20 protein-coding genes are annotated in these 25,725 nt (G+C 38.5%); 7 read left to right on the plus strand and 13 right to left on the minus strand.

Annotation, left to right across the window (positions count from 1 at the left end; translation table 11 throughout):
- Window positions 1-38: 38 nt before the first annotated feature.
- The 4 genes from I593_RS02370 to I593_RS02385 all read right to left on the minus strand — a co-directional run bounded on the left by I593_RS02370 (window position 39) and on the right by I593_RS02385 (window position 2,591).
- Window positions 39-1,070 carry a DUF932 domain-containing protein gene (locus I593_RS02370; RefSeq protein WP_016165977.1) on the minus strand — a complete coding sequence of 344 codons (1,032 nt, stop codon included), beginning with the start codon at window positions 1,068-1,070 and terminating at the stop codon, window positions 39-41.
- 254 nt (window positions 1,071-1,324) lie between these two features.
- Window positions 1,325-1,948, minus strand: coding sequence for a hypothetical protein (locus I593_RS02375; protein WP_016165978.1), 624 nt, complete (start codon window positions 1,946-1,948; stop codon window positions 1,325-1,327).
- A gap of 42 nt (window positions 1,949-1,990) precedes the next feature.
- Window positions 1,991-2,302: a hypothetical protein gene (locus I593_RS02380; RefSeq protein WP_016165979.1), complete on the minus strand. Its 312-nt coding sequence runs from the start codon at window positions 2,300-2,302 to the stop codon at window positions 1,991-1,993.
- 4 nt (window positions 2,303-2,306) lie between these two features.
- Window positions 2,307-2,591 carry a hypothetical protein gene (locus I593_RS02385; protein ID WP_016165980.1) on the minus strand — a complete coding sequence of 95 codons (285 nt, stop codon included), beginning with the start codon at window positions 2,589-2,591 and terminating at the stop codon, window positions 2,307-2,309.
- Between the two features lie 841 nt (window positions 2,592-3,432).
- On the opposite strand from I593_RS02385, the gene I593_RS02390 reads away from it, so the two are divergent.
- The 3 genes from I593_RS02390 to I593_RS19710 all read left to right on the plus strand — a co-directional run bounded on the left by I593_RS02390 (window position 3,433) and on the right by I593_RS19710 (window position 5,816).
- Window positions 3,433-4,125 carry an AbiTii domain-containing protein gene (locus tag I593_RS02390; RefSeq protein WP_016165981.1) on the plus strand — a complete coding sequence of 231 codons (693 nt, stop codon included), beginning with the start codon at window positions 3,433-3,435 and terminating at the stop codon, window positions 4,123-4,125.
- A 53-nt stretch (window positions 4,126-4,178) separates the two neighbouring features.
- Window positions 4,179-4,799 (plus strand): AbiTii domain-containing protein, encoded by a 621-nt coding sequence (locus tag I593_RS02395; protein WP_016165982.1) that lies wholly within the window; start codon window positions 4,179-4,181, stop codon window positions 4,797-4,799.
- Between the two features lie 66 nt (window positions 4,800-4,865).
- Window positions 4,866-5,816, plus strand: a complete 951-nt coding sequence (locus tag I593_RS19710; RefSeq protein ID WP_016165983.1) for an AbiTii domain-containing protein — start codon at window positions 4,866-4,868, stop codon at window positions 5,814-5,816.
- A gap of 215 nt (window positions 5,817-6,031) precedes the next feature.
- On the opposite strand, the gene I593_RS02405 is transcribed toward I593_RS19710, so the two are convergent.
- Together I593_RS02405 and I593_RS02410 are read right to left on the minus strand one after the other, a co-directional pair.
- Complete coding sequence (locus I593_RS02405; protein WP_016165984.1) at window positions 6,032-6,997, minus strand: YagK/YfjJ domain-containing protein; 966 nt, start codon at window positions 6,995-6,997, stop codon at window positions 6,032-6,034.
- A 273-nt stretch (window positions 6,998-7,270) separates the two neighbouring features.
- Window positions 7,271-9,595, minus strand: coding sequence for a hypothetical protein (locus tag I593_RS02410; RefSeq protein ID WP_016165985.1), 2,325 nt, complete (start codon window positions 9,593-9,595; stop codon window positions 7,271-7,273).
- 488 nt (window positions 9,596-10,083) lie between these two features.
- On the opposite strand from I593_RS02410, the gene I593_RS02415 reads away from it, so the two are divergent.
- The 3 genes from I593_RS02415 to chrA all read left to right on the plus strand — a co-directional run bounded on the left by I593_RS02415 (window position 10,084) and on the right by chrA (window position 13,995).
- Window positions 10,084-11,202 carry a Fic family protein gene (locus I593_RS02415; RefSeq protein ID WP_016165986.1) on the plus strand — a complete coding sequence of 373 codons (1,119 nt, stop codon included), beginning with the start codon at window positions 10,084-10,086 and terminating at the stop codon, window positions 11,200-11,202.
- Between the two features lie 517 nt (window positions 11,203-11,719).
- The gene (locus I593_RS02420) at window positions 11,720-12,640 is read left to right on the plus strand and encodes a chromate resistance protein ChrB domain-containing protein (protein ID WP_016165987.1); all 921 of its coding nucleotides are present in this window, start codon (window positions 11,720-11,722) and stop codon (window positions 12,638-12,640) included.
- Window positions 12,641-12,642: 2 nt separating this feature from the next.
- Window positions 12,643-13,995: a chromate efflux transporter gene (gene chrA, locus I593_RS02425; RefSeq protein WP_016165988.1), complete on the plus strand. Its 1,353-nt coding sequence runs from the start codon at window positions 12,643-12,645 to the stop codon at window positions 13,993-13,995.
- A gap of 98 nt (window positions 13,996-14,093) precedes the next feature.
- On the opposite strand, the gene I593_RS02430 is transcribed toward chrA, so the two are convergent.
- The 6 genes from I593_RS02430 to I593_RS02455 all read right to left on the minus strand — a co-directional run bounded on the left by I593_RS02430 (window position 14,094) and on the right by I593_RS02455 (window position 23,232).
- A complete protein-coding gene (locus I593_RS02430) occupies window positions 14,094-14,798 on the minus strand; it encodes a response regulator (protein WP_016165989.1) in 705 nt (234 codons plus the stop codon).
- Window positions 14,799-14,808: 10 nt separating this feature from the next.
- Complete coding sequence (locus I593_RS02435) at window positions 14,809-17,454, minus strand: sensor histidine kinase (protein WP_016165990.1); 2,646 nt, start codon at window positions 17,452-17,454, stop codon at window positions 14,809-14,811.
- Window positions 17,455-17,466: 12 nt separating this feature from the next.
- Entirely contained in the window at window positions 17,467-18,102 is a 636-nt protein-coding gene (gene kdpC, locus I593_RS02440; protein ID WP_016165991.1) for a potassium-transporting ATPase subunit KdpC, read from the minus strand.
- Window positions 18,103-18,111: 9 nt separating this feature from the next.
- Window positions 18,112-20,124 carry a potassium-transporting ATPase subunit KdpB gene (gene kdpB / locus I593_RS02445; RefSeq protein ID WP_016165992.1) on the minus strand — a complete coding sequence of 671 codons (2,013 nt, stop codon included), beginning with the start codon at window positions 20,122-20,124 and terminating at the stop codon, window positions 18,112-18,114.
- 16 nt (window positions 20,125-20,140) lie between these two features.
- Window positions 20,141-21,838 carry a potassium-transporting ATPase subunit KdpA gene (gene kdpA / locus I593_RS02450; RefSeq protein ID WP_035302204.1) on the minus strand — a complete coding sequence of 566 codons (1,698 nt, stop codon included), beginning with the start codon at window positions 21,836-21,838 and terminating at the stop codon, window positions 20,141-20,143.
- Window positions 21,839-22,455: 617 nt separating this feature from the next.
- Window positions 22,456-23,232, minus strand: a complete 777-nt coding sequence (locus tag I593_RS02455) for a class II aldolase/adducin family protein (protein WP_016165994.1) — start codon at window positions 23,230-23,232, stop codon at window positions 22,456-22,458.
- 474 nt (window positions 23,233-23,706) lie between these two features.
- On the opposite strand from I593_RS02455, the gene I593_RS02460 reads away from it, so the two are divergent.
- Window positions 23,707-24,675, plus strand: a complete 969-nt coding sequence (locus I593_RS02460) for an MBL fold metallo-hydrolase (RefSeq protein WP_016165995.1) — start codon at window positions 23,707-23,709, stop codon at window positions 24,673-24,675.
- Between the two features lie 53 nt (window positions 24,676-24,728).
- On the opposite strand, the gene I593_RS02465 is transcribed toward I593_RS02460, so the two are convergent.
- Window positions 24,729-25,310: a LysE family translocator gene (locus I593_RS02465; protein WP_171069569.1), complete on the minus strand. Its 582-nt coding sequence runs from the start codon at window positions 25,308-25,310 to the stop codon at window positions 24,729-24,731.
- Between the last annotated feature and the right edge of the window lie 415 nt (window positions 25,311-25,725).

A 25,725-nucleotide genomic window follows, 5' to 3' on the forward strand; every position in this document is an offset into this window, starting at 1 on the left:
ATTGATTTGTTAGGTTGGTTGGGCTTAAATGTTTGAGCTCAGGCAATCATTCTTAAAGCCTGTTCTAAGCCACGTTGTTTTAAGCCTGCCCCCGCACCAAACCAAGCTGAATCCAGTCGATGATCCTGACTCATGGCTCGACGTTCGTGATCGCAGAATTCTGTGATCGAACACAATAAGCCATAAGCCGTGTCTTTAGCTGAACTGAGTTCAGCCCCTCGTCCATGCCCGTTAAACATGGTCATGACTTTAGACATCGCTCGTCCATTCGGTTCGGCTTTTGTGGTCTCAGTCTGATTAGCAACATTACGATAGAACTGAATAATGCTGTCATCCTGTTCGGCAATACTCAGACTGGTATTGTTAAACACGGCATCAAAGTAGGCTGCGGCTTCCTGTTGGGTGACTTTACGTTGACTCAGTTGCTTCATTTCGTACATGTGTTCTTCCCATGCACGCACGGAAATACCCAGTTGCTGTTTAATTTTCTCAGCATCGAATTTGGTGCTGTGTGGCACTTTGACCACGCCTGCACTGCTATTTTGTCCTTTCAGAGCAATCGCTAAAGTGTTATTACACACCACTCGAATCGAAGTAAATTGTGCTGTAGTGGCGAGTGTTCCATCACAAGCAGTGGCAAGGAGAATATAGCCATTGCTGACATCTTTACCCTTGAGTGATGTTGTTTGCCCTGTACGTGCCAATGCCCAGAATTTCTTGCCACCTTTCAGTACGCCTGCGGTTTCCAGTTCAAAGCCTGATTGTTCAGTCAAATCTTTGTAGAAATTTAGGATTTCCATGGGTTGGACTTCCTGATAACGCTGACTGACTACGGATAGCGGTGCATGGGTATCGGAACGATATAACACCCGTTGTTCTTCATAGGGCATGATGATACTTTGCCCTCGTTCATTTTGTGCCATGTAGCTGACATTGGAAGATTCAATCCTCCAGTCCATGCCTGCCTGCTGTGCCCAGACTTCAATCGGTTGGTTCTGCGTGAGTTGGTTGCCTAAGCCATGCCAAGGGGTTTCGCCTACATACGCCATTTGTTCAAGTTGATGTACCATAGATTTTGTCCTTATAAACAAAAAGGCTGCTGGACTTCATTCCAATCAAGGGATGAAGTCCAGCAGCCTGATTCAGATTAGTCTTGTGAATATGCTTAATTGAATCCTGCGTGTAATTGGACTCAATAAACGCATTCTGTGTATTGATTCATCTTTATGTTATATAAGTGAAATTTATTTCAATCTGTTCAAAATCCTCGACGATTCAACTGTATAGTGCGTGGTGCGTATGTAGAATAAATATCGCATTCAGCTTATTGCGGTGACATCACAATTTCTCGGCCATCTTTCAGTACCGCAACCACCTCTCGGACATTACGTGGATCACAATTTAAGAAGAAGCGCATGGTTTTGCCGTACAGAATAGGATTGGCACCATCACGGTAATCTGCTCTACAGTTCCCCCGATTCACCACCACTCGATCCAGTGTAATGCTGTCAGAAAGCGATATTAAATGTAGATAGGCTGTTTCAACCTCATGCTTTCCACCAAAGACCTGATTCTTAATTTCAATCCGATATTGCATTGAAGCATCGCCTTGGTCGGATGGTGCTTGCTGTGCGTCCTTCTCCGCTTCTTGTCTATTCAGGGTTTCCCACTCCTCCCAACCCTTGGCAATAAATTCTCGTATTTCCGTAACGGGCGTTACTTCCAAATTACTCAGGTAATAACCTGCTGTAGCTGCCGTTTCTTCACTGGGTGATTTTTCTAGGGACTCTAAATCCTGTAGTTCTTTCTCAGTCAGTTTTTCTGTTTGAAGCTTTGCTTTGACTTGCTCAGTTTGAACTACGCTATTCTGCGCTCGTGCTGCTTCTGGTTGCTTTTCACAACCGACCGTCAACATGGCGATGGTTGCCAACATTATGATCTTTTTCATTTTATCTCTTCCCCCTGTTCCCCATATGCTTAGGTATTCACATCAAGGTGCTGGTCTATCCATACATTGTTGGTAATACTTGTCTTTGAAGACTTGTTTGGTTTTTTCAAAAGTCGCTGTCCCACCGCGACCATATTCGAAGGCATCATGAATCATTGGTCTGAGTTGTTCTCTCAGCTCATCGTTATCACCTGCGAGCATATAGGTCGCTTCGGCAAAACCACCGTAGGTCAAGCGCGCCTGCATCACAGTTTCAGCTACATTGGCTTCTTCCTGACAGGCTTTTTCTTGTTTGGAGCTACAGCCTGTAAGCAAAGCAACGACAATGATGAAAAGTAATTTTTTATTTAGCATGTTTCTACCCTCTGCATTTGCCCACGGTATAACCTCTGGCAAAGTCCAGACGACGTCTGTCTTCATCATTGCTGATTGGTACTGTAAAAAATGGCTTGCCGTATTGTTCACGAATGCTGTCATAGCGACAGCTACAGGTTTCTTCATTTTCAACTGCGGTTTTAATGGCAGAATTTGGATACATGCATTGTTCGATATAGGCTTTACGGTCTTTGCTATCCGTAGATGAACAGGCAGATAAAATAGGTAAAAGGAATACAGCAAGCATGCTGAATGTTTGAATTCTCATAAAGCTCCCCCCTCTGGTATTGTTCTGTATTGAAATCAAAATTTAAGACACAACGACGCATGCTCCCGAGTCAGGAAGATGTGCGAATATGAATAAAATGAGACGAAAAAATCCCATCAACTGCTTAGTAAAAAGTCAGTTGCTTGAAATAGAATTCAGTACAGTAAGGGAATTTTTTGAATGACCATGACGGACTCCTAGATGTAATAGAAGTTCTGCCGAATCACTGCTATTTGATTATGGTGGCAGAACGAAAGGGGGTTAGCAGACTGATCATCTAGTATCAGCACGCGCGAACGCGTCCCCCTCCCGTTCTACCGCAAAGGGGGACGAGAAGGTTTCGCACAAGACTTATACTCAGGAAGAATATAAGTACCTGATACGCTAGATGGATCGGTCTGCTAAAACCGACTGACAATGTAGGTCAGCATGCTAAGAATAATGGTGAGGTGGATTTAAGTCAATTCAGATGGTTAGGGATACAACTAGTTTTGTATTTCTAAATTTTATTTCTACTAACAAAAATTGTGGAACAATGGTTAAATATGAATCGTGGAACCTAAATAATCATGAAAAAGTCGTTCCAGTTCGCCAAATCCTAGAACAATTTCAACTAAGATATTGATGTTTATATGAAAAATTTAAACATTTCGTATAAGGTGTATTATGTTAGTTTTTAGGAATACCTAACATAAATATACTAGAGGCTTTGTAAATAGGGTAGGTAAAATAACTATTTAAAAACCATATATAATTTTTGACCACTACAACCATCTATTCTTGATCTAGTTTTAAAAAAACTATAATGTGTAGTCACTGAGGGTTTTTAATTAGGAATTAGATGTCTTTATTACAAGAAATTCAAAATGATGTGACAAATTCAAACGTTAGTGTCTCTAATTTATTACGTAAATGTAAAATTTTAGCCTACAAGTTAGGAAATGAAGATTTTAAAACTTGGGTTGAATATGAACTTAATGGCTATCCTAAAGATAAGAAATTTTTACCTAATTACAGAATACTAAAAAATGTTTACTCAAAAGGTCACTTTTCAGGTTCTTTTGGAAGTGGGTTACAAAATGCAGACGTGCCTACTTTTAATTTACCAAAGGAGTTACAAGAAAATTTAACAACAGCTAATTTTTTCAGTCCAATTGCTACATTAGAAAATTTAACTACTACTACTGCTAGTACATTATCACAAGAATGGGGAGCAACGGTTTTAGCTTTACATGGGAATAACATGTATGAAGGTTATGTTTGTATGCAAGCATGGAAAGTAATCCCAACATCATTTGTTATAGGCATAGTAGATACAATAAAAACTAAAATATTAAATTTTGTATTGGAAATTGAAATGATTGATAAAAATGCTGGTGATGTAGCTATAAATTCAAATCCTATTCCTCAAGATAAAATCAATCAAATTTTTAATATCAACATCACTGGAAATGTTCAAAACTTAGCCTCAGGTAATAATCAAAGTACAATTGATCAAAAGGTTTTTAGTGATGATATTTCTCAAACATTGTGATGTATACTGAATTAGCAGGAGAATGAAGTTATACAACTTCATAGCTAAGTAATATGAAAGCAATTATCGCATTACAAAAATTAGTTTTAGATCCATCATCTCAAATCAGCGATATATTAAGACATGCATATTTAATTGCTTGTAAATTGAATTTGGATGATTTCAAAAAATGGTGTGAATTAGAATTAAATGGCTATCAGTCTATCGATGATTCCAATATTCCTGAATATAGATATATTTTTGGTTCTTTATGTTTAAAAAATTCATTATCTGGACAAACTGCAATTTTTAATGCTGAGGCAATATTTTCTGGTCAAATTATAAAAGATGGCATTTCTTTTTTTGAAGGTGCGATTAAAAATAAATCAGATAGCGTCACTCTTGAGGTAAAAAGTGATATAGATAAAATTCTCAGAAAGAACAACCCACAGTGTCAAGAGAGTCATTTTATATTTCAAATTCGAACGAGTAAAATTCCTTTTCAAAAAGCATTAGATACAATTAAATTTAAAATCCTAGAACTATCCTACCAACTTGAACAAGAAGGAATTTTAGGAGATGATTGGGAGTTTACAGCAACTGAGAAAGAACATGTCTTAAATGTTAATTATAATATTGGGACTGTAACCCATATGGCAAATCATAATATAGATTCATTCATTGATAGAAATTAAATACCGAATTATGAGTTATTAAATAAAGTTATGCTACTTCAGAATGACCTAATACTTGGGAAAAAAATGACTACTTCCTCTTCCGTTATTAAGCTTCAACAATTAGCTTTAGATCCAAATATTCCTATTAATGAACTTTTAAGCAACGCATACGTAATTGCTTTAAAGCTAGATATTAATGATTTTTCAGCTTGGTGCCAAAAAGAACTTCATGGGTACCAAGAAGATGATCAGATTCCTGCTTATAGGATTTTTCGAGGCAATATGTATGCCTCTGATTCATCAGGGTATAAACCTGTTGTTTTGTCAGGAGAAAATGCAGAATATTATGAAATGAAAATTATTCGTGATGCAATTACCAATCTACAAAGCCTTAAGTCAACTAATGAAAGTCAAATTCTTTTAAAATTAGACCCTGAAATTGAAAAATTTTTTATAGAAAAATTTACCCAAGATGATAGACAACGATTTAGTCGTTTAGGTCTTACAAACAATCCATATTATGACTTAGTTGCACCAACTTATATGCCTGTTTTAGCTATTAGTAAAGCCCAAATTGAACATGTTTTTGTAATTATACGAAATACTATCTTAAATTGGTCTTTGTCTTTAGAAAAACAAGGTATTTTAGGTAACGGTTTAATCTTTACTAAACAGGAAAAGCAAATGACACAGCATGTTAATTATAATATTGGTAATGTCGGAAATATGGCTAACCATAATGACAACTCAACAATCAATCAAACATCAACAAATACTGTACAAGTGATCAAAGGCGATTTTAATTCTTTAGCAAGCAAGCTAAAAGATTATGGTGTTGAGGAAACGGATATTCAAGATTTAAGAAATGTTATTGATGTTACACCAACTCCAACATCTTCTGATGAACTAGGAGAAGGAGTTACTAATTGGCTTGGTAAGATGTCTTTGAAAGCATTAAAAGGGTCTTTGAAAGTTGGAAAAGATGTTGCGATGGGAGTTCTAGTTGAGGCTATCACTACTTATTATTGTGGTTAATTAAATGCCCACATAACACTTGACAGTAAGATGCTTTATTATCAAACCATCAAGTACAACACAAATGATTTAAATGAATTAAGGTAACATCCAAATTTTACCTATAGGAGTTGAGCCGAGTATGACTCAATTCCTTTAAAAGCCCCAAATAGCTGTTTTAGCTAATAATGTATAACTCTATCCTACTGTATTGAGGTGTATAGCCTTTTACTCAATCAACATGAAGAACAGCCAAAAGCCCTCATACCTTTCATACGGACTCTAAGACGTTGCTCAATCTTTTCAGCAGTCATACGAGCTAAATAGCTATACACAGCTTTAAGCCTTGCTAATCCCATTGGATCGCCACGACTGATCATACCCAGCCCATTCAAATACTTGTAACGTTGAACTTCTTGAGTACATCCTGTATTTACTCGCTGTGTGTCACTGTCTTCCAAATCTTCATCTGCATGTTTATTCGTATGACAATTCCAATAATAGCCAAGCCCTTCCGTGATTTCATCCATCCATACTCTACCCACCCATCTAGCGAGTTTACAGTCATACGTAGATGCAGAACCATCGTAGATCAAAAACAAATGAACATGATAACTCCCTAGCGGAGCCTGCTCTAAACACCAAGCATTCAGTTTCAGGTTTTTAAAACACGTATGCTTATTTGCCATACGGCTACGAAGCGTTTGAACATGCAGATTAAACATTTCAATATCAACCATATGCTGTTTATCCACGTCATACTTCAAATCTACCCTGACAATGAGATTACGGCTATAGCGGTGAAATAATATCTCTACCATTGTTCGAAGTTTTCCAAATCTCCTCTTAACACCAAACTTATACTGGCGAAGATCACTCAGAACCTTTTTCTTATTAACTTGGAATGACCAGCTATAAGCATCTAATAACCAATCACTGATTTCTAAAAGCGATGCATAGGTGTATTGACCATCTTGCATTTGCTTAAAGTCATAAAACTCATAGCTAGCTAAGAATTCAAATAAACCAACATAGTCTGCATACACATGATTACAGGAATAGATCTGTTCAAAGGCATCTAGCAATCTAACCAGTTCAAGTAGATCTTTTCTCTTTAAACCATCATTGATAATCCTCTTGGTAAAAGATTCAATTTCAATCAGTAGTCTTGGTTCATGGAGAGTATGTTGGTAAAGGTTCATGATGAGTAATTCCGTAATATGCTCATCAGATCAGGTGTTTGAGTATTTTTTAATTCTTAATCTTTAGTTATATAATTCATATATATAATAATATTTACTACAGCTTTTCAGACAAGAAAATGCCCTAGGATTCATTGGAATATAGAAACATTTCAATCTATTTATCCTTGGGAATGTTAGGAAATTGAGCATTTTCAGCAAAGCTAAAGTTATTCAACGCTTATGGTCAAATCTTAAGGAGAAATCACGCAGAACATACGCAATCAATCATGACTATTGGCTGTCCTCTGTGGTTGAAATTTTCTTAGCTTTGGGTTCCTGCCCTTTCGTATAACGTTTGATTTTCTTACCGTTTTCCATGTCCACCCATAGTATGAAAAAGTCCAAAAAGTAAAAATAAGGTAAATAGTATTTCAGGAAGCTATTCCGAAGGTCTTTATCAATGGTTTCAATCTTTAAGACTTCATGCCTTAACTCGGCCTTTGGAGCAAAAATATTGCAACTACGCATGCTGTAATGTATTTCATTCGCTGAGTTACTCAGTTTCTTCTTTTCGTTATAGCGTGCGATAAAATTAGCCAAATACTGCTTTAACTTCTCTGGCAAATTGACATCTTGCAGTTTGGATTGATATTCAAAAAACAAGGTTAAATCTGCATAAGTTTGTCTGCTCTGCCGCTGTACACATTCATATTGATCCCAACGCAACAAATAGCCTCTAAGCCAACTTAGTGGTTGTGCTGACTGACCTACTCGTAAGAATTCAGTCAGAATCGAGGATTGCTCTGTTTGATTCAAACTTTTGTTTGGGATATTCAATTCAATCTGTATACGCAAGGCATAAACATCTTTGGCTAGCAAATAACGAGTGTACTTGGTGAGTTTTTTAAAATTGCCATCTAAACTTGTCTTAGTTTTTATAAAATCGTGATGTAATAGTTCATTCTTTAAAATGCTCATTTTTTCATTGAGTTGAACCATGATTACGTCATTCAATGGCTGTAATTGAAACTCTTGCAACACACTCCAATTTGCCTGCAAAAAACTTAAAAAGGACAATACATTTTGAGATCGAAATGGTGCGCTTGATAGGTTTTGAAAAAGGTCTGGCTCATCAAGTAAAGTTTTAAAAATACTCAACCACATCCGTCCCAATCGAGTGTGCATTTTTGAATATTCTTCAGGTGAGAAAGTACCTAATAATGCTTTATTCGGAATAATAAATAATTCAGGTTTTACTGCTCTAAGGGTTTCACAAAACACTTCTATTCGCCCCAACAGAGGACCTAATGTTAAATGTCCACCGTCACTCCCTGACAAGTATGGATATACAAAGTAAGTGAGATCAGCATAACTCAAATATTGCTGCACAGGTTTTGCTAAATGTTTTCGATGAGCAAAGATCCTTGTATCCTGCTCACTTAGGTCATTGAGGGTACAATAGTCTTTGGATAACGACTCTAAATTCTTATTAGAGGTAGGTAGAGATGATGACTGCAGAGCCAGACATCCATTTATTATCTGGTGTGGGTTAAAACCTAAATTAAATTTGAAAACCTGTTCTACAGCAAAGAAGCAACTAAATATCCAGTACCAACTTTCGTTTACGGCCGCTACATCACTTTTTTTGATTAAGCCAACTGCCTTTTTACTAAATTGCTTGCGAACAACATCATTCCAATTTCTAACAGTGTACTTATCCGCCAAAATAGAAAAAATACCTGCCAACTCTTTCTTGAATTTTAGGATAAATGTATTCTCAGGAAAGTACTTGGTTTCCTTAAGAATCAAGACAAAATGTAAATTCAAACCAAATTCCTGACTTGGCTCTATTCTAACCAAGTAATGAATAAGTGTGTTTAATCCATCAACTTTCTGCAAGATCGCTTTTATTTTACCCTCATAGTCTAAATACAATTTTAGGTAATCATCCTCCCTCTTTGGCTGGTCTCGATGAATTGTCACATCGAAGCAAAAGACATAAATCTGCTCATGTTCATCTAAAGTTTTTTTGAATGTTTGCTCATACGACTCCTCATAAACACCTAAGCCAAATTGTTCATCAACAGAAGAGTCTGTTAATACTTTCGGTTTCAATTTTTCCAAAAAATCAAAGAAGACATCAAGCTCATAATCACCAACTTCACTTGGTACAAGCGGATGAGAATCTATACACAACCTCATTGCACTTTTCCCTAGATGCATATTCAAATTTCTAATTATTCTTCGGCTAGGTAAATCAAGCGCATGACTCAACCCCAAATATTGTGAAATTTTTCTAAAAACAAAAAAGTCTAAATGATCCTTTTCAGTTAAAACATTACGAGGATATCTGAGGCTATTAATCCCTTTATTCAGTTGTACACGCTGCTCGTTCGTCAAATATGGAAGTTTATCAAGTGTTGGTTCCTGATCATTTTTAAGCATCAGCAACAACTGATCATAATTTTCCAACAGATCAATTGTCTCTCGCAAAATAACAATTTCATGTTGCTGATTTCTTTTTGACACTCGTTGAAATGACAAAGGATATTTATAGCGAAGCATCTTATACAAATCACTCTTTGTTATTCTTTTAAGAAAATGGTACTTTTCCATACTAATCCTTTATATTTAGAAGACTATAATAAAGTCTTAATTTTATTAATCAGTATTTATTTTACATTAAAATCATTATTTTAATAGATCATTATTCACTATAAAAAATGAATATTAATTAACACCAAAAACAACAATTCTACGTATAAAAACTGGCTATATCCGTTATTGCTTGGAGTAAAGAATAATAGAGGCCTAAGACCTGAACCAAGCTTTCAAAAAGTAAGTGAGTTATGCTTTTAAAGTATGGTAGAGAGCAATCAAGAAATTTGATAAAAGATAGACTTTGCAATTGATGCAAATTAGCTTAAATGGTTATTGTTTATTATTTCTAATCAAAATAAAAAATTTCAGCAATAATGTACCCCACATTCAATAGAGGTACATGAGTATAAATGAGCTCATTAAGCATTAGATTCAACTCATTTATTGAGCCGAATATATGTTATATTTAGCTCATCTTGGAAAGATTCTAAGTGGAGACTAAGATGCAAGATTGGATTTGGCAAAGTGAAAACTGGGTAAACTTCACATGGGACGATGAAATCATCTTTCCCAAAACCAGACAGATTCATCAAAAAATTGGAATTTTACTTGGGCAAAGTCAACATGATTTAGCCAAAGAACAATTCACCCTAGATACTCTACTTGCCAACCTTGTAGCATCATCAGCGATTGAAAATGAGACCTTGAATGTTTATTCATTACGCTCCTCACTTGCTCGTCGTTTGGGTGTTACTCTTGAACATCCTTATCCAAGTTCAGACCGATCTGAAGGCTTAGCCAACATCATGCTGGATGCTCTTAACGACGTAAAGCAACCGCTTACTGTTAAACGTCTTATGCAATGGCACCAATGGCTTTTTAATGATCCTGATTGGACAATGCAGCGTTTACGTATTGGTCAACTCAGAGGTTCAGAACCAATGCAGGTTGTCTCTGGTCGATTGGATTATCCGACAGTTCACTTTGAAGCACCTCCTAGAGAAGGACTAGAAGAGCGTTTAGAAGCTTTTATAAATTGGTTTAATCATAGTCTAAGCAATGCTTTGCTTGACCCGCTACTTCGTGCAGGCATTACTCACTTATGGTTTATCACACTCCATCCTTTTGATGATGGTAACGGTCGTATTACCCGTACCCTCACAGACCTTGCATTAGCACAAATGGATGAACAGAGTATTCGCTTGTATGCAATGTCTCCCGTTATATTAAATAAACGCAAAAGTTACTATGAAATTTTAGAACAAACCCAAAAAAATGATTCCAATATCACCAATTGGCTTGTCTGGTTTTTAGACACCTTAAATGACAGCCTTGAAACGACGCTAAAGCAAATTCATCGAACATTGTTAAAAAGTCAGTTTTGGCATAAGTATTCAAACTTAGATCTCCATGAAGGACAACGCAAGGTATTGAATCGTTTATTAGATGGTGGCGAAAATGGCTTTGAACATGGTATTAGCGCCTCACAATATCAAAAGGTTGCTAAAGTCAGTAAAGCAACGGCTACTCGTCACTTATCTAACTTGCTCGAAAAAGCGTGTATAATCAAGTTGGAAGGTGGTGGGCGCAATACTCGCTATCAGATCAATACTCAATTATAAATAGAGTGCTTTTATTTTTTACGGTATATTTTGCGGTAAAATTAATTTAATGCATAAATTATTAATTTAAAATTCAATTAGATAATCTAATAGTTCGAGTCCCGCAGGGCGCACCATTTTATGGTGGATTTTAGTCTTTAACGCTCTAAATTAAATATAAACGGAAAATAGACCTTATATTTTTAGCCAATCTAACAAACCTACTCCCTTAACCACATTCAATATTTAACAAATAGAAAAAAAGTCTATTCACGACAATTTTATTAGGATGAAATCAAATGACCATTTGACATCATTAAGTCATAATTTTTGCCATACAATAAGCTTAGATACAGCAATCTTTAAATTATTCTAAAAGTTTTCAAATCAATTGCTCATCTCTGTTTCTAAAACAAATCAGAAATAAGCTTTGTTAACGATTAGGTTCATATCTATTTTGTATATATTCTTTGCAGAAAATATGATCTACTGATTATAAAAATAAAATATACTTAACAAAATATGTTGAGTATATAACATGAAAACATCTTTACTCATCTCTTCACTTCCTACGCAAAACACAACGACACGTATGAGGGTATGGAGATCTCTTAAGGCAAGTGGTGCTGCAACCCTTAGAGATGGAGTCTATGTACTCCCAATTGCACATCGAGAGAAATTTGATGCTATTGCCAATGATGTTATTTCTGAGCAAGGTACTGCTTATATATTCCATACAGAGTCACTTTCAAATCTTGATCTTTCGAGTATGTTCAGTCGAAAAGAAGAATACGATTCTCTTTATAAACAACTTACAGCATTAAAAGGCCGCCTGACCAAAGATGCAAAGAAAGAACTGCTCAAGCAAGTTCGAAAGCTCAGAAAAGCAGCCAATGCGCTTATAGAAATTGACTATTACCCAGATGAAACGCAAACACAGGTTTTACATGAACTTTCTTTATTAGAACTTTCTATTGCACGTTTGGGTGAGGTGAATGAACCTCATGCAATACAAACCCACATTCAACTTTTAGACAAAACAGCTTATCAAAACCAGCTTTGGGCAACGCGGAAAAGACCTTGGATTGATCGCCTAGCCTCTGCATGGCTGATTAAGACTTTTATCGATGCCACACCGACCTTTATGTGGTTAGAAACCCCCACTGATTGCCCCGAAGAAGCCTTAGGTTTCGATTTTGATGGCGCGAGGTTCAGCCACGTCAATCACTGGGTCACTTTTGAAGTTCTTTTACATAGTTTTAATTTAGAAACACCAGCACTCAAGAAAGTTGCTGAAATTGTGCATTACCTTGATGTCGGCGGGATTGAACCACCAGAAGCAATAGGGATTGAAAAAGTCATGCAAGGTCTTCGAAGCCAAATAAGCAATGATGAACAATTATTTGAATTATCCAATCATATTTTTGATGGCCTCTATGCCAACCTATCCAGAGAATAATCATGGAACAAGAACGGATTACATCCCCCGAAGCAGAAATACATGCTATTCCATTTTGGCAAGCCTTTCTGTTTTGGCTTAAATTAGGGTTTATTAGTTTTGGTGGTCCCGCAGGTCAAATCGCGGTCATGCACCAAGAACTGGTCGAACAAAAACGTTGGATTTCCGAGAAACGTTTTTTACATGCACTGAACTATTGCATGCTCTTACCAGGCCCTGAAGCGCAACAGTTAGCGACTTATATCGGTTGGTTAATGCATAGAACTGCTGGGGGTTTAGTTGCAGGCATTCTTTTTGTACTACCATCACTTTTTATTTTAATTGGCCTTTCATGGGTCTATGTCAAATTTGGTGATGTTCCTATTATTGCTGGACTGTTTTACGGTATCAAACCCGCAGTCGTTGCTATTGTTTTTCATGCAACACATCGAATTGGGAGTCGATCACTCAAAAATAAATTCTTATGGTTGATTGCAGCACTTTCATTTATTGCGATTTTTTTCTTCAATTTACCCTTCCCTTTAATTGTGTTATCGGCTGCGATCATTGGATATCTGACCAGTAAAAAGTATCCAACTCTATTTTCCAGTGGCAAAGCTCATCAGCAGAGTAAAAAAGATTATGGGCGTGCGTTCATTGATGATGATACACCTACGCCCGAACATACCATATTTAGCTGGAAACGTTTGGGCAGTATTTTACTGATGGGAGGGCTACTGTGGTTTCTTCCGATCCTAAGTCTAAGCTTAACGCTTGGGTGGAATCACGCCTATACGCAAATGGCTTGGTTCTTTACTAAAGCGGCCCTGCTCACCTTTGGCGGTGCCTATGCCGTATTACCTTATGTTTATCAAGGTGCTGTTAACTATTACGGTTGGTTAAGCCCAACTCAAATGATCGATGGCTTGGCATTAGGCGAAAGCACACCTGGGCCTTTAATTATGGTGGTTGCTTTCGTTGGTTTTTTGGGGGCATTCAACCATGCCCTCTTAGGTCCCGATCATCTATTCTTGGCAGGTGCGATTGGAGCAACAATCGTGACTTGGTTTACCTTCCTATTTTCCTTTATTTTTATCCTCGCTGGTGCACCGATTATAGAATCGACACATAATGAGCTCAAATTTACTGCGCCCCTAACCGCTATTACAGCAGCGGTTGTCGGCGTGATTCTTAACCTCGCACTATTTTTTAGTTATCACGTACTCTGGCCAACAGGATTTAGTGGCTCTTTTGATATTGTTGCTGCTTCAATCGCACTTGCAGCCCTAATTGGACTGTTCTATTTTGAGTTGAAAGTCATGTATGTCCTTGCTGCTTCTGCGTTAATCGGCTTACTTTGTTTTAGCTTTCTTTAATGTATATCAATTGAATGAAGGCCTTCTTTTGTGGGATGTGATTGAATCAATTCCACACTATTTTTAAGCCCCTTATCTTCTATTATTGAAGTTGATCGTTAGGATTCACCCAGAAAACGCAATCCCACGCCTGCAATAGTAAAAATATACTTTGGGTTCATCGCTGAATCTCCGATTTTGGTTCGGAGTTTTTTCACCAAGATTCGAAGATAATGGGTATCTTCTTCATGCGTGATGCCCCATAACTCCGTCATGATTTGTTTTTGCGTGACAATCTTCCCCTGATGGCGAATTAGCAGTGCTAACAGTTGAAATTCCTTTTTGGTCAGAACAATTTCTTCATGGGCTAACTTCACCACATGTTCAGCCACATCCACAGATAATTGACCATCATCAAACACAATGTTCAATCCAGATTGCTGTGGTTTATTGCGAAACATCACCCGAATACGCGCACATAATTCCTGAATGCTAAACGGTTTGGTGACATAATCGTTTGCGCCTGCATCGAGCAATTTAATTTTTTGATTTTCATCAGGGCGTGCAGATAACACAATCACAGGAATGTCCGACCAGAGTCTCATCTCGGTCAACACCTGCTGTCCCTCCATATCAGGTAAGCCCAAATCTAAAATCAGTAAATCCGCACCACGGGTTGCCAAAGTCTCTAAGCCTTGCATGCCATTTTCAGCGACATGTACCTGATAGCCTTGTGCGCGTAAGGCAATGTCCAAAAATTTTCGGATTTGAGGCTCATCATCAATAATCAGAATTGATGCATTCGGATGGATTGTTTGTGGCATAAAAATGTTTTTAGTCCTGATGTAACGGTAATCGTATGCGAATTAAGGTGCCTTGACCATCTGTTCCTCCAAAAGCTTCGATACTGCCCATATGAGCGCCAATAATGGCTCTGACAATCGCTAGCCCTAAACCTGTTCCGGTTTTCCCGCGATCACCACGCTGCATGGTATAGAACATATCAAAAATTTGTTCACGTTCATCTTCAGGAATGCCGATCCCCTGATCGATAATGTCAATTTGCAGAAATTGTTGCTCTTGCTGAATCTTTATTTCAATCGGAACATTCTCTGGTGAGAACTTGGCTGCATTTTCCAAGACATTAAAAATGGCTTGTTCAATTAAAGCAGGATGCACATACAATTGCGGAAGTTCTTCCGCCAAAGCAACCTCGATTTTCACCTCAGGCTGATAGCGTTTCAGTCGTTGCATTGCCGAGCCAATCAACTCATCCACACCGATCCAAGCACGACTTAAAGTCAACCCTTGATGACCTAATCGAGTCATATCCAACAGGTTTTGAATATAACGATCCAGTCGTTCACCCTCAATGTGAATGGTGTCTAATAATTCATGCCGATCACTTTCAGGCATTTGTTCACCATAATATTTAAGCGTATCTGCTGAGCCAATCATCGCGGCTAAGGGTGAACGTAAATCATGCGATACCGAAGAAAGCAAGGCGGAACGGAGCTTTTCCGTTTCAGCCACCACACGAGAATTTTCTAACTGTAAAGACAGCTGAACCCGAGCAACAGTTTGCGCAATGTCTTCAATCATCAACTCAGTTAAACGTTGCAATTCAAAACTGATGGTTTGAGCGTTTTGATGAAAGCGAATTGCAATCACCCCATATTCTTTCACCAAATTTAACGGAATAAACCACCAATCAGAATTGGTCAGGGTATTGGTAAAACGCCCACAGGGTTTCGCATTCTTTTGTGTCCAATCTGCGGCAATCTGATCTTTTTCATTTAAAGCAGAGAAATCGCCTAAAGACTGATTTTCAACTTTTAACCAGACCGTGGCATTTAATGAAGTTTCCAAATGTTGTTTGGCGACATTTAACACCTGTTCAATATCTACACAGGTCGATAGCTTGCGCTCTAATTCTTGTAATTGTAACGAGACTGAATTTGCTGCGCGTAAACTCAACACCTGAGCACGTAATTGATTGGCTAAACGCCCGACCAGTAAGGCTGAAATAATGAACGTGATAATGGTAATCACGCCGCGTTCAGCACTGATCATAAAGGTAAAGCGAGGTTCGATAAAAAAGTAGTTGTAGAGTAAAAAACAGATGAATACGCTGATAATTGTAATCAACATGCGGGCCCGTATTGCAACCAATAATACAGTCACAATAAAAATCAAGGCTAAGTCGCTATACCCAATAAAATGATCACTGATTGCCGCCACAATCAGTCCTAGCAATACAATGAGAGTACTTTCAAACACTTCACGTTGAGTAAATGCCAAGCCTTGTTCTCGCCAAGATGAATGAGCTGTATCGTTCGGGCTGGTCTGATTATTTTGAGCTTTTAAAGGTTGAACAAAAGTGATTTCAAAAGGATGCTGTTTTTCTAACAGTTGGTCAGCAATATGATCTGAAAATAAGCGTTGCCATAGCGATTTTTGAGGGCTTTTTCCGAGTAAAATATTAGATGCACCATAATCATAAGCCGCCTGTAAAATAGTCGATGCAATATGATTGCTATAGAGTAAATAAGTATCTGCACCAAGCTTACGTGCTAGATTAAAGGCTTTAGTCACTGCAAAGGCTTGGGTCGTTTCAACCTTACTTTTTTGAATCGAAATGACACTCCACGTTGCATTGCGCCTTTCCGCAATCCGATGCGCACGGCGTACCAAATCTTCAGAGAATTCAGAACCATCTATCGCCAACATCACATGATTTTGAATCGGAATAATCTGCCCTTGCGCAACAAATTTTTCTCGATAATCAATATCGACCTGCCCTGCAACAGTTTGAATTGCCAGATCACGTAACGCCGTCAAATTCGCAGCTTTAAAAAAACCTTGTAATGCATGGGGTGCAACATCGGCGAAATAAATCTTGCCATGATTCATCCGTTCTAATAGTTCGGGAACAGGTAAATCAACCAGTCGAATATCTTTCAAACGTTTAAGTAGTGCATCGGGGACAGTTTCAGTTACCCGAATCCCCGTAATTTGAAAAACTACATCATTCAGACTTTCCAAATGCTGAATATTTAAGGTGCTATAGACATCAATGCCTGCATCCAACAACTCATTGACATCTTGCCAACGATATTCATGCCGACTATTGGGTACATTACGATGGGCCAATTCATCAACAAGCACAATTTGAGGCTTTAATTTAAGAATTTGGTCGAGATCCATCTCTTCCAACATTCGCCCCTGATATTCCACAGACTTTCTTGGAATAACATTCAGCCCTTGAATCAAAGCTTCGGTGTCAGATCGACCGTGGGTTTCCACCACGCCAACCACCACATGCTGCCCTTGTTGCATCAATTCATGCGCTCGGGTCAGCATGGCATAGGTTTTCCCCACCCCAGGTGCTGCACCCAAGAAAATGGTCAAACGTCCAGATTGTTCACGTTGACTATGTGCCAACCATGCATCTGCTTTGTTATTACGGTCGATCTGCATAATTACGCTCTATCAACGTGTGGTCGATGACAATTGATCTAAGGCCAAATTTAGCTGTAACACATTCACTCGGGCTTGCCCATATATGCCGAATTGTGCAGGCTGAGTTTGTTGTTGTACCAAATCACGAACTTGCTGCTCAGGCAAATGACGTTGTTGCGCCACTCGCTTCACCTGTAACAATGCACTCTCAGGTGAAATATCAGGATCAATCCCACTACCTGATGCAGTTACCATCTCGTTCGGCACGTGTTGCTTAGTAATCTGATTATTTTGGGCAAATTGTACTGTTCGCTCTTTAATTTGTTTTTGCAAATCAGGATTAGAGATTGCCAAATTACTGCCTGCCATACCATCGACATTGTAACTTACCGCACTTGGTCGTCCATGGAAATATTGTTCACTAACAAAGTTTTGCCCTACCAAACTTGACCCCACTACTTTACCATTCAGTTCAATGACACTGCCATTGGCTTGTTTCGGAAAAATCAACTGCGCAATAGAGACGCTTGCTGTAGCGTACAACATGCCTGCAATCAAGAAACCAACTGCAACCAAACCGAGGCTTGGGCGTAAAACTGAATGAACAGGATTCGATAATTGAAGATTTTGTTGGTTCAATTGCTCATGCTTCAATAAAGTATTCATATCTCACTCCTAAATCCACAATGACACAATAAGGTCAATGAGCTTGATCACAATAAATGGAAAGATCACCCCACCTGCCCCATAGATCAACATATTACGGCGTAACAATTGCAGCGCACTGGCAGGTTTGAATTGAACGCCTTTGAGTGCCAATGGAATGAGCATTGGAATAATCAAGGCATTAAAGATCAAAGCGGAAATCACTGCACTGCTTGGACTACTAAGTTGCAAAATATTCAATACCCCAAGTTGTGGAATTGCCACCGCAAACAATGCAGGTAAAATGACAAAGTACTTAGATACATCATTTGCCAAAGAAAAAGTGGTTAATGCTCCACGAGTAATCAATTGTTGCTTACCAATTTCGACCACATCTAGCAATTTGGTTGGATCAGAATCTAAATCCACCATATTGCCCGCTTCTTTGGCTGCTTGAGTACCTGAGTTCATAGCTAAACCAATATCTGCCTGTGCCAAGGCTGGTGCATCGTTGGTGCCATCACCCACCATTGCGACTAATTTTCCTGCTGCTTGTTCGTTACGAATACAAGCCAATTTATCCTCAGGTCTCGCTTCTGCAATATAGTCATCCACCCCTGCTTCGGCCGCAATTGCAGCCGCAGTCAATGGATTGTCTCCTGTGACCATAATGGTTTTGATGCCCATCTCACGTAACAGTGCAAAACGTTCTTTAATGCCTTGTTTGATCACATCCGACAGTTCAATCACACCCAAAATATTGTGATTCGAAGCCACTACGAGTGGTGTTGCACCTTTAGAAGCCACTTGCTCTACACGAGTTTTAAGCTCAATGTTGTCTTGAATATTTTGATGGGTAAAGTTAAGAATGGCATCGACAGCACCTTTACGAATCGTTTGTCCAGTTGCTAGATTTACTCCTGAAAGACGAGTTGAGGCACTAAACTGAATGAATTCGGCATCTTTCGGCTCTTGGATACTTTCACCTAATTCTTTCCCAAGGCTGATGACCGACTTCCCTTCAGGCGTTGGATCAGCAAAAGAGGTCAGCATCGCTGCTTGGCGTAACTCACTGGGTGTCACACCTGCCAATGGATAAAAAGCAGTAGCTTGGCGATCTCCATAGGTGATCGTGCCTGTTTTATCCAACAGCAACACATCAATATCACCCGCAACTTCAACCGCTTTACCTGATTTGGCTAAGACATTGGCTTTTAAAGCACGGTTCATCCCTGCAATCCCAATTGCAGGCAGCAAGCCGCCAATCGTGGTTGGAATTAAACACACCAACAGTGCAATCAGCAAAACCATACTGATTTTGATCCCAACCATTGAACCAATAAAAGGTAAGGTTGCCACCACTACAATAAAGGTGATGGTCATAATATTGAGTAAGATACTCAGTGCGATCTCATTCGGTGTTTTTTGACGATTAGCACCTTCAACTAGGGCAATCATACGGTCTAGGAAGCTATGCCCTGCCTCATTACTGACTCGAATAATAATTTCATCTGACAAAACCTTAGTTCCACCAATCACACCTGAACGGTCAGTATTGGCTTCACGCAGTACGGGCGCAGATTCACCTGTAACGGCTGATTCATTAATCGTGGCAAAACCCTGAATAATCTCACCATCCGCAGGAACAATTTCACCAGCTTTGACGACAACTAAATCATCCTTTTTCAGTAAATTTGCAGAAATCACTGTCGGTACGGCATTCAGGTCGGCAATTCGATTAGCCGTTAAGTTTTCACGTGCCTGACGTAAAGATGCAGCTTGTCCACGTCCCTTAGCTTCTGCAACCGCCTCGGCATAATTGGCAAATAAGACAGTGACCAATAAAATCAAGCTTAGGGCTAAACCAAAACCTAAACTGGTATTTCCCATCAAAGTGGCAACAAGGGTTAAAACTGTTCCCACCCACACACATGCCATCACTGGATTTTTAAACGCGTGTTGAGGCAGCAATTTATGGAAAGTTTGCTGAATAATTTCTTTATTCAAGATATCCATCTGTTGTGTCGCATTTGAATGTTTCATTGTGCTTGCTCCACGCTTAAACTTTTATCGATAAATAGTCAGCAATTGGCCCAATCACCAACACTGGCATGAATTGCAACAAGGTCAGAATCAACACGATCCCGATTAAAGTCAGGGCAAAGGTTGGAGATTCGATCTGTAAAGAACCTTTGCTTTCGGCTGCTTGCGGTTTGGTTGCTAAACTCACTGCAATCAAAACAGGGATAATCAACACGCTATAACGCCCTGCCAATAACGCCACACTGGCACTTAGGTTCCACCATAAAGTGTTATCGCCTAAACCTTCAAAGCCCGAACCATTATTGGCATAGGCAGAAACATACTCATAAAACACTTGGCTAATGCCATGAAAAGCTGGATTTGAAGTCCCTGTCATGGATGGAAAAGCAATGGCGATGGCCGTCAAGCCAAGAATCACCACAGGCTGTAATAGAATCACCAACGCTAATAACTTAATTTCAGTGACTTCAATTTTTCGACCAAATAGTTCAGGAGTACGTCCTGTCATCAAGCCTGCAATAAATACTGCCAGAAACAGGTAAATAAAGAACTGTAATAGCCCACAACCAATCCCGCCCCAAATGGCATTGATCAGCATATTGCACAGTTCAACCAATCCCGTTAAGGGTGAAGCCGAGTCATGCATCATATTGACCGAGCCGTTATTCACTTGTGTGGTCAAACTGCCCCACAGTGCAGATGCTTCGGCTCCAAAGCGAGTTTCCTTACCTTCCATCCATGCCATATTTGGAATTAATGAGGATTTTTCTGTCCACAGGGTGAATAGTGTTGAAGACAAAGACATCAACAACATGCTGCCAAAAATCATCCACATCAGTTTTTTACGTTGAATAAAGCGTCCCACCATAAACACCGCTGAAAGTGGAATCAGTAAAATCGCAATCATCTCAATCACATTGGACAATGGGGTTGGATTTTCTAAAGGCACAGTACTGTTTGGTCCATACCAACCACCACCATTACTACCCAGTTGTTTAATCGCCACCATCGGGGCAACGGGACCCAATGGAATATGTTGAGTTCTGACTTCTGTGCTTTGCTCTAAAACCTGCGCTATTGGACCCGCAGAAAGGGTTGCAGGGACACCCTGAAAAGTGAGCAGCAAAGAAAAAATAAATCCTAGTGGAATGAAGAATCGAAATAAGGGACGGATGATATCCATCCAATAATTGCCCAGATTAATGCGATTCCATTTGTTTTGCTCTGAGTCTTCTGCTTGGGCTGATTGTAAAAATAATGCTCTTAACATGGCGACCAGTAAGGCAAGCCCCATTATTGGCGACAAATATTGCAATCCTACAATCACGGTCATTTGTGATAGATAAGACAATTGTGCCTGCCCAGAATAATGCTGTTGGTTGGTATTGGTCAGGAAGGAAATAGTAGTGTGTAAAGCCAAGTCCCAATTCATATTGGGAATATGGTCTGGGTTCAATGGTAACCAGGCTTGAGTCATTAAAATAGCGACACTTACCCCCAGCAATAAAATATTGCTCAGAACAAAAGCACCCAAATATTGTCGCCAGTTCATCCCGCTGCGCTTGACGCCGAGTACCGCATAAATCGGTTGCTCAATCCATTTAAAAAAATGGTCACTTTTCATTGGCTTGACTTGCATCACATCCGCAAGATAAGCACCAAGCGGATAAGCCAGCAACAATGAAAAGACAAATACAGTAATAAATTCCCACATAGCAAATGCCATTTAAAATAGGTCATCATTAGTATGGAAATTGAGGGCGTAAATTCTCTATATTGAAAAAAGTCAGCTGCGTAAATTTCGCGTAAATTTTTAAATGATTCAGATTAGGGATAAAAAATTGACTTTAAATAAGAAGGGAAAAATCATCAGTGAACTAGCGCAGAGAATGTCTACAATCGGCACATTGGTTATTACTCATCACCAACAAAATGTTAGAACAAAGGGGTGGAAAGCTAAAAATCAAAATTTCAATGTTAAAAATACGCTCTAATCTGTTCTGCATCATTGAAAATATCTATATTACAGTTTTTACCCAAGATTTTACTTGAATAACTTCTGCATCTGCTTAGTCGCATCAAAATCACATATTACATCTGTTTAAAATTAATCGAATAATGACACATTCTTCATGTTTGAATTTGAAACCAAGCATTCGCTTGAAATGAATACTGAATTAAGCAGAATGGAGGGCAAACCAAATGATAAAAAATTATTTATATAAATTACTTACTCGAATATAGGTTCATCCGTTTAGAGCAAACTGAATTCATGTCTAAAATACCAGAACATGAATCAAGTTTGCTCAAAGCGTTCAATATTTTTATGATTTAGGAACAGTATTCATCACGCTGATTTTCAATCAGAGAAAGCGCAGCATTCCATGCTTTCAGCATTACCATCTCAATAATGTCCGCCTCAAATTGTTGTGCAGTATGTTGACGTACCGCTTCTGACGGAACATGTAACTCTGCTCCACCTGCCATGGCTTTAATTTGTGCCTGACACGCACGCTCTAAAAAATAGATTTCATGGAAAGCACGCTGAATGCTATCACCTGTGGTTAATAATCCATGATTACGTAAAATCATGGCACGATTTTGCCCCAAATCTTTTACCAAACGCTCACATTCCTCTGTACACAATGCCACGCCTTCATATTCGTGATAACTCACTTTGTTATAAAATTTTAGGGCATGTTGAGAAAGTGGTAATAAACCATGTTTCTGAGCAGAAACCGCAATACCATCTGCTGTGTGAGTATGAATGACGCAATGCACATCTTTACGTGCATGATGGATGGCTGAATGAATCACAAAGCCAGCCGTATTCACCATTTTACCTTGGTCATAATCTGCGACAGTATTACCGTCATAATCAATCTTAACCAAATGCGAAGCCGTCATTTTTTCAAATGGAATACCATATTGATTAATGAGGAAATGACCATCTTCATCAGGTACACGCAAACTGATATGTGTATCAATTAAATCTGTCATACGGAAATGTGCAATTAAACGGTATAAGCCAGCAAGCTGGCAACGTGCTTCCCATTCCGTTTCAGATACGACATCTTTTAGACTTTTCATTGTTTGTAAACTTGTCATCCCTTAATCCCTGTTTTATATCGCTGACTCATACTTGAGTGAATTAGAAAAAATAGTGTCAACCCATTATTTCAAATAAAGTTAGTTCTTTATGCTTTCACTGACCGAACCTTCAAATGAATCTTTCGCTTCTTAACCATTCTGCATCTGTCCATCGACACTTTAATGAGCTATCGCAGTAACAATCCATGCTTAAAAACATTCTTTATCATAGCGTTGTTTGAGTCTTGAACGATTCTGCTATTTTTTAATCTTATTGTCTTTGAATTGGCATCGTCATTCGTATTCTTTTACTGTGGACATGATGCGTATTACTTTTATGTGAATATAAATTGCCCTTTATCCCTCAATAGCAAAATAAAACATCCGCCTTTAAACTTGAAAATCTAATGTCTAAAACAGAGTCATTAAATTGCTGTGAAATCATTTACATGTTAAAAATAAAGGACTTTATAATTTTATATATGAATCCCAATGAATAAATATATTGCTGCAACTTTCATCTGCGCAAGTGTGATTAATCATGCTGCATTTGCCACTTCTCCACCCGCTCCAATTCAACAGCAAAAACAAATCGCTGGTTATTACCAATATCAAGCGGGTGATGTGCAAATCACTGCTCTTCTTGATGGTACAAACTTTATGTCACCGACTCTTTTTAAGAATCTGCCTGAAAAAGAAGTCCATGATATTTTAAAGAAATACTATGCCGACCAAGCTAAAGGCATACAAACCTCTATCAATGCCTTTTTAGTCAATACAGGCAATTCACTGGTTTTAGTGGATAGCGGAGCTGCGAGCTGTTTTGGTTCACATTTAGGTTCAGTCGTAAACAACTTAAAGGCTTCTGGCTATAAACCAGAACAAGTCGATACGATTTTACTTACGCATTTACACCCAGACCATGTTTGTGGGATCAGCAAAAATGGTGTTGCCAACTTCCCCAATGCCACAGTTTACGTATCAAATGATGAAGCCAATTTCTGGCTCAATCCAAAGCAAGTCGAAAAACTACCGAAAGAGAAACAAGCAGGCTACTTAGGAACTGTAGAAAAAATTCAGCAAGCTATAGCCCCTTATCAAGCTAAACAGCGTTTTAAAACTTACAAACTTGGCGATAAGATTCAGGGTTTTGATGTAATAAATACTGCTGGACATACCCCAGGGCACTTCAGTTATGCGCTAAAAACGAAAGATGAAACGGTGGTATTTATTGGTGATATTGTGCATTCACATACTGTGCAATTCGATAAACCTGAAACCGCTATTGAATACGATATTGATCCTAAACAGGCCGTTGCGACCCGCTTAAAGCAGTTTGCTGGATATGCAAAAAATGGGGAAACCATTGCTGCACCACATTTACCATTCCCAGGAATTGGACACATCTATTCAGTAGATGGAAAAAGCTATCAGTGGATTCCTGTGCATTTTAAGGACTAGTCTATAACTGAACCACCCTCTCCGTTTAGGAGAGGGTCAACGGTGTAAAACTGTTACTTCATTCCAAAAATAAGTTTTAACCCAAGTAAAGTCATAACCCCACCTGCTACACGGTCAAAAATCGCTTTCGATTTTAAATAAACTTTCCGTGGACCTTCTGCTGACAAAGCAACTGCCACCAATGAATACCAACCTGCATCAATAAAGAAACACAACATCGGTAATACGACATAAAAATAGGTCGGAATATCTTTTGGCAATAAAGCGGTGAAAATACTGGCCAACACAATCGCAATTTTTGGGTTACTCATTTGTGTAATTAAGCCCAATCGGTACGCTTGTTTATAGCTCATTGGAGCTGTTTCACCATTCGTGGTTTCCATTGGCTCCTTAGCATGCTTAATAATTTTAAATGCCAGCCAAAGTAAATATAAACCACCACAGATTTTTAAAGCGAGATATGCCGAAGGCACGGCTAATAGAATGGCTTGTAAACCCATCACCGCCAATAAACCGAACAACGCTGCACCTGTTCCTGTACCCAATGCAGTAAACAAACCGTGTTTACGCGAAATCGCAATTGAGTTTTTCGCCACATAAATAAAGGTCGGCCCAGGGCTAATTGCGCCTAACATTAAAGCTAAGGTAATTGAACCTAATATAATGAGCGATTCCAAAGCGCACCTCGATGCATTGGGATAAAAATGGGTGCATTATTTTAGACAAAATTTGCACCAAAACCTATCAAAAAATGTGTTTAGCGCAATAAAAAACACTTTAAATCGTATTATCTCAAGCGCCTCTGTTCCCTTTAGTGTTGTTATTTAAATACACATGTAAAGTATTTATTAATGCCAAAACAATGAGCTCAATTAGATTAATTATTCAATATAATATTTATTATCATATACTTAAAATTATAACACAGGAATTTTACATTTTAATCTAATTGCTTTTTTCCCCATAAAACCATTTTTTTAATCAAAATTTCACATTAAATTTTCACATTTCTTTCCTAGTATTTTTACACCAACAATCACATACTAAAAA

This window comes from Acinetobacter tandoii DSM 14970 = CIP 107469 (assembly GCF_000400735.1).
GTDB classification, from domain to species: Bacteria; Pseudomonadota; Gammaproteobacteria; order Pseudomonadales; family Moraxellaceae; genus Acinetobacter; species Acinetobacter tandoii.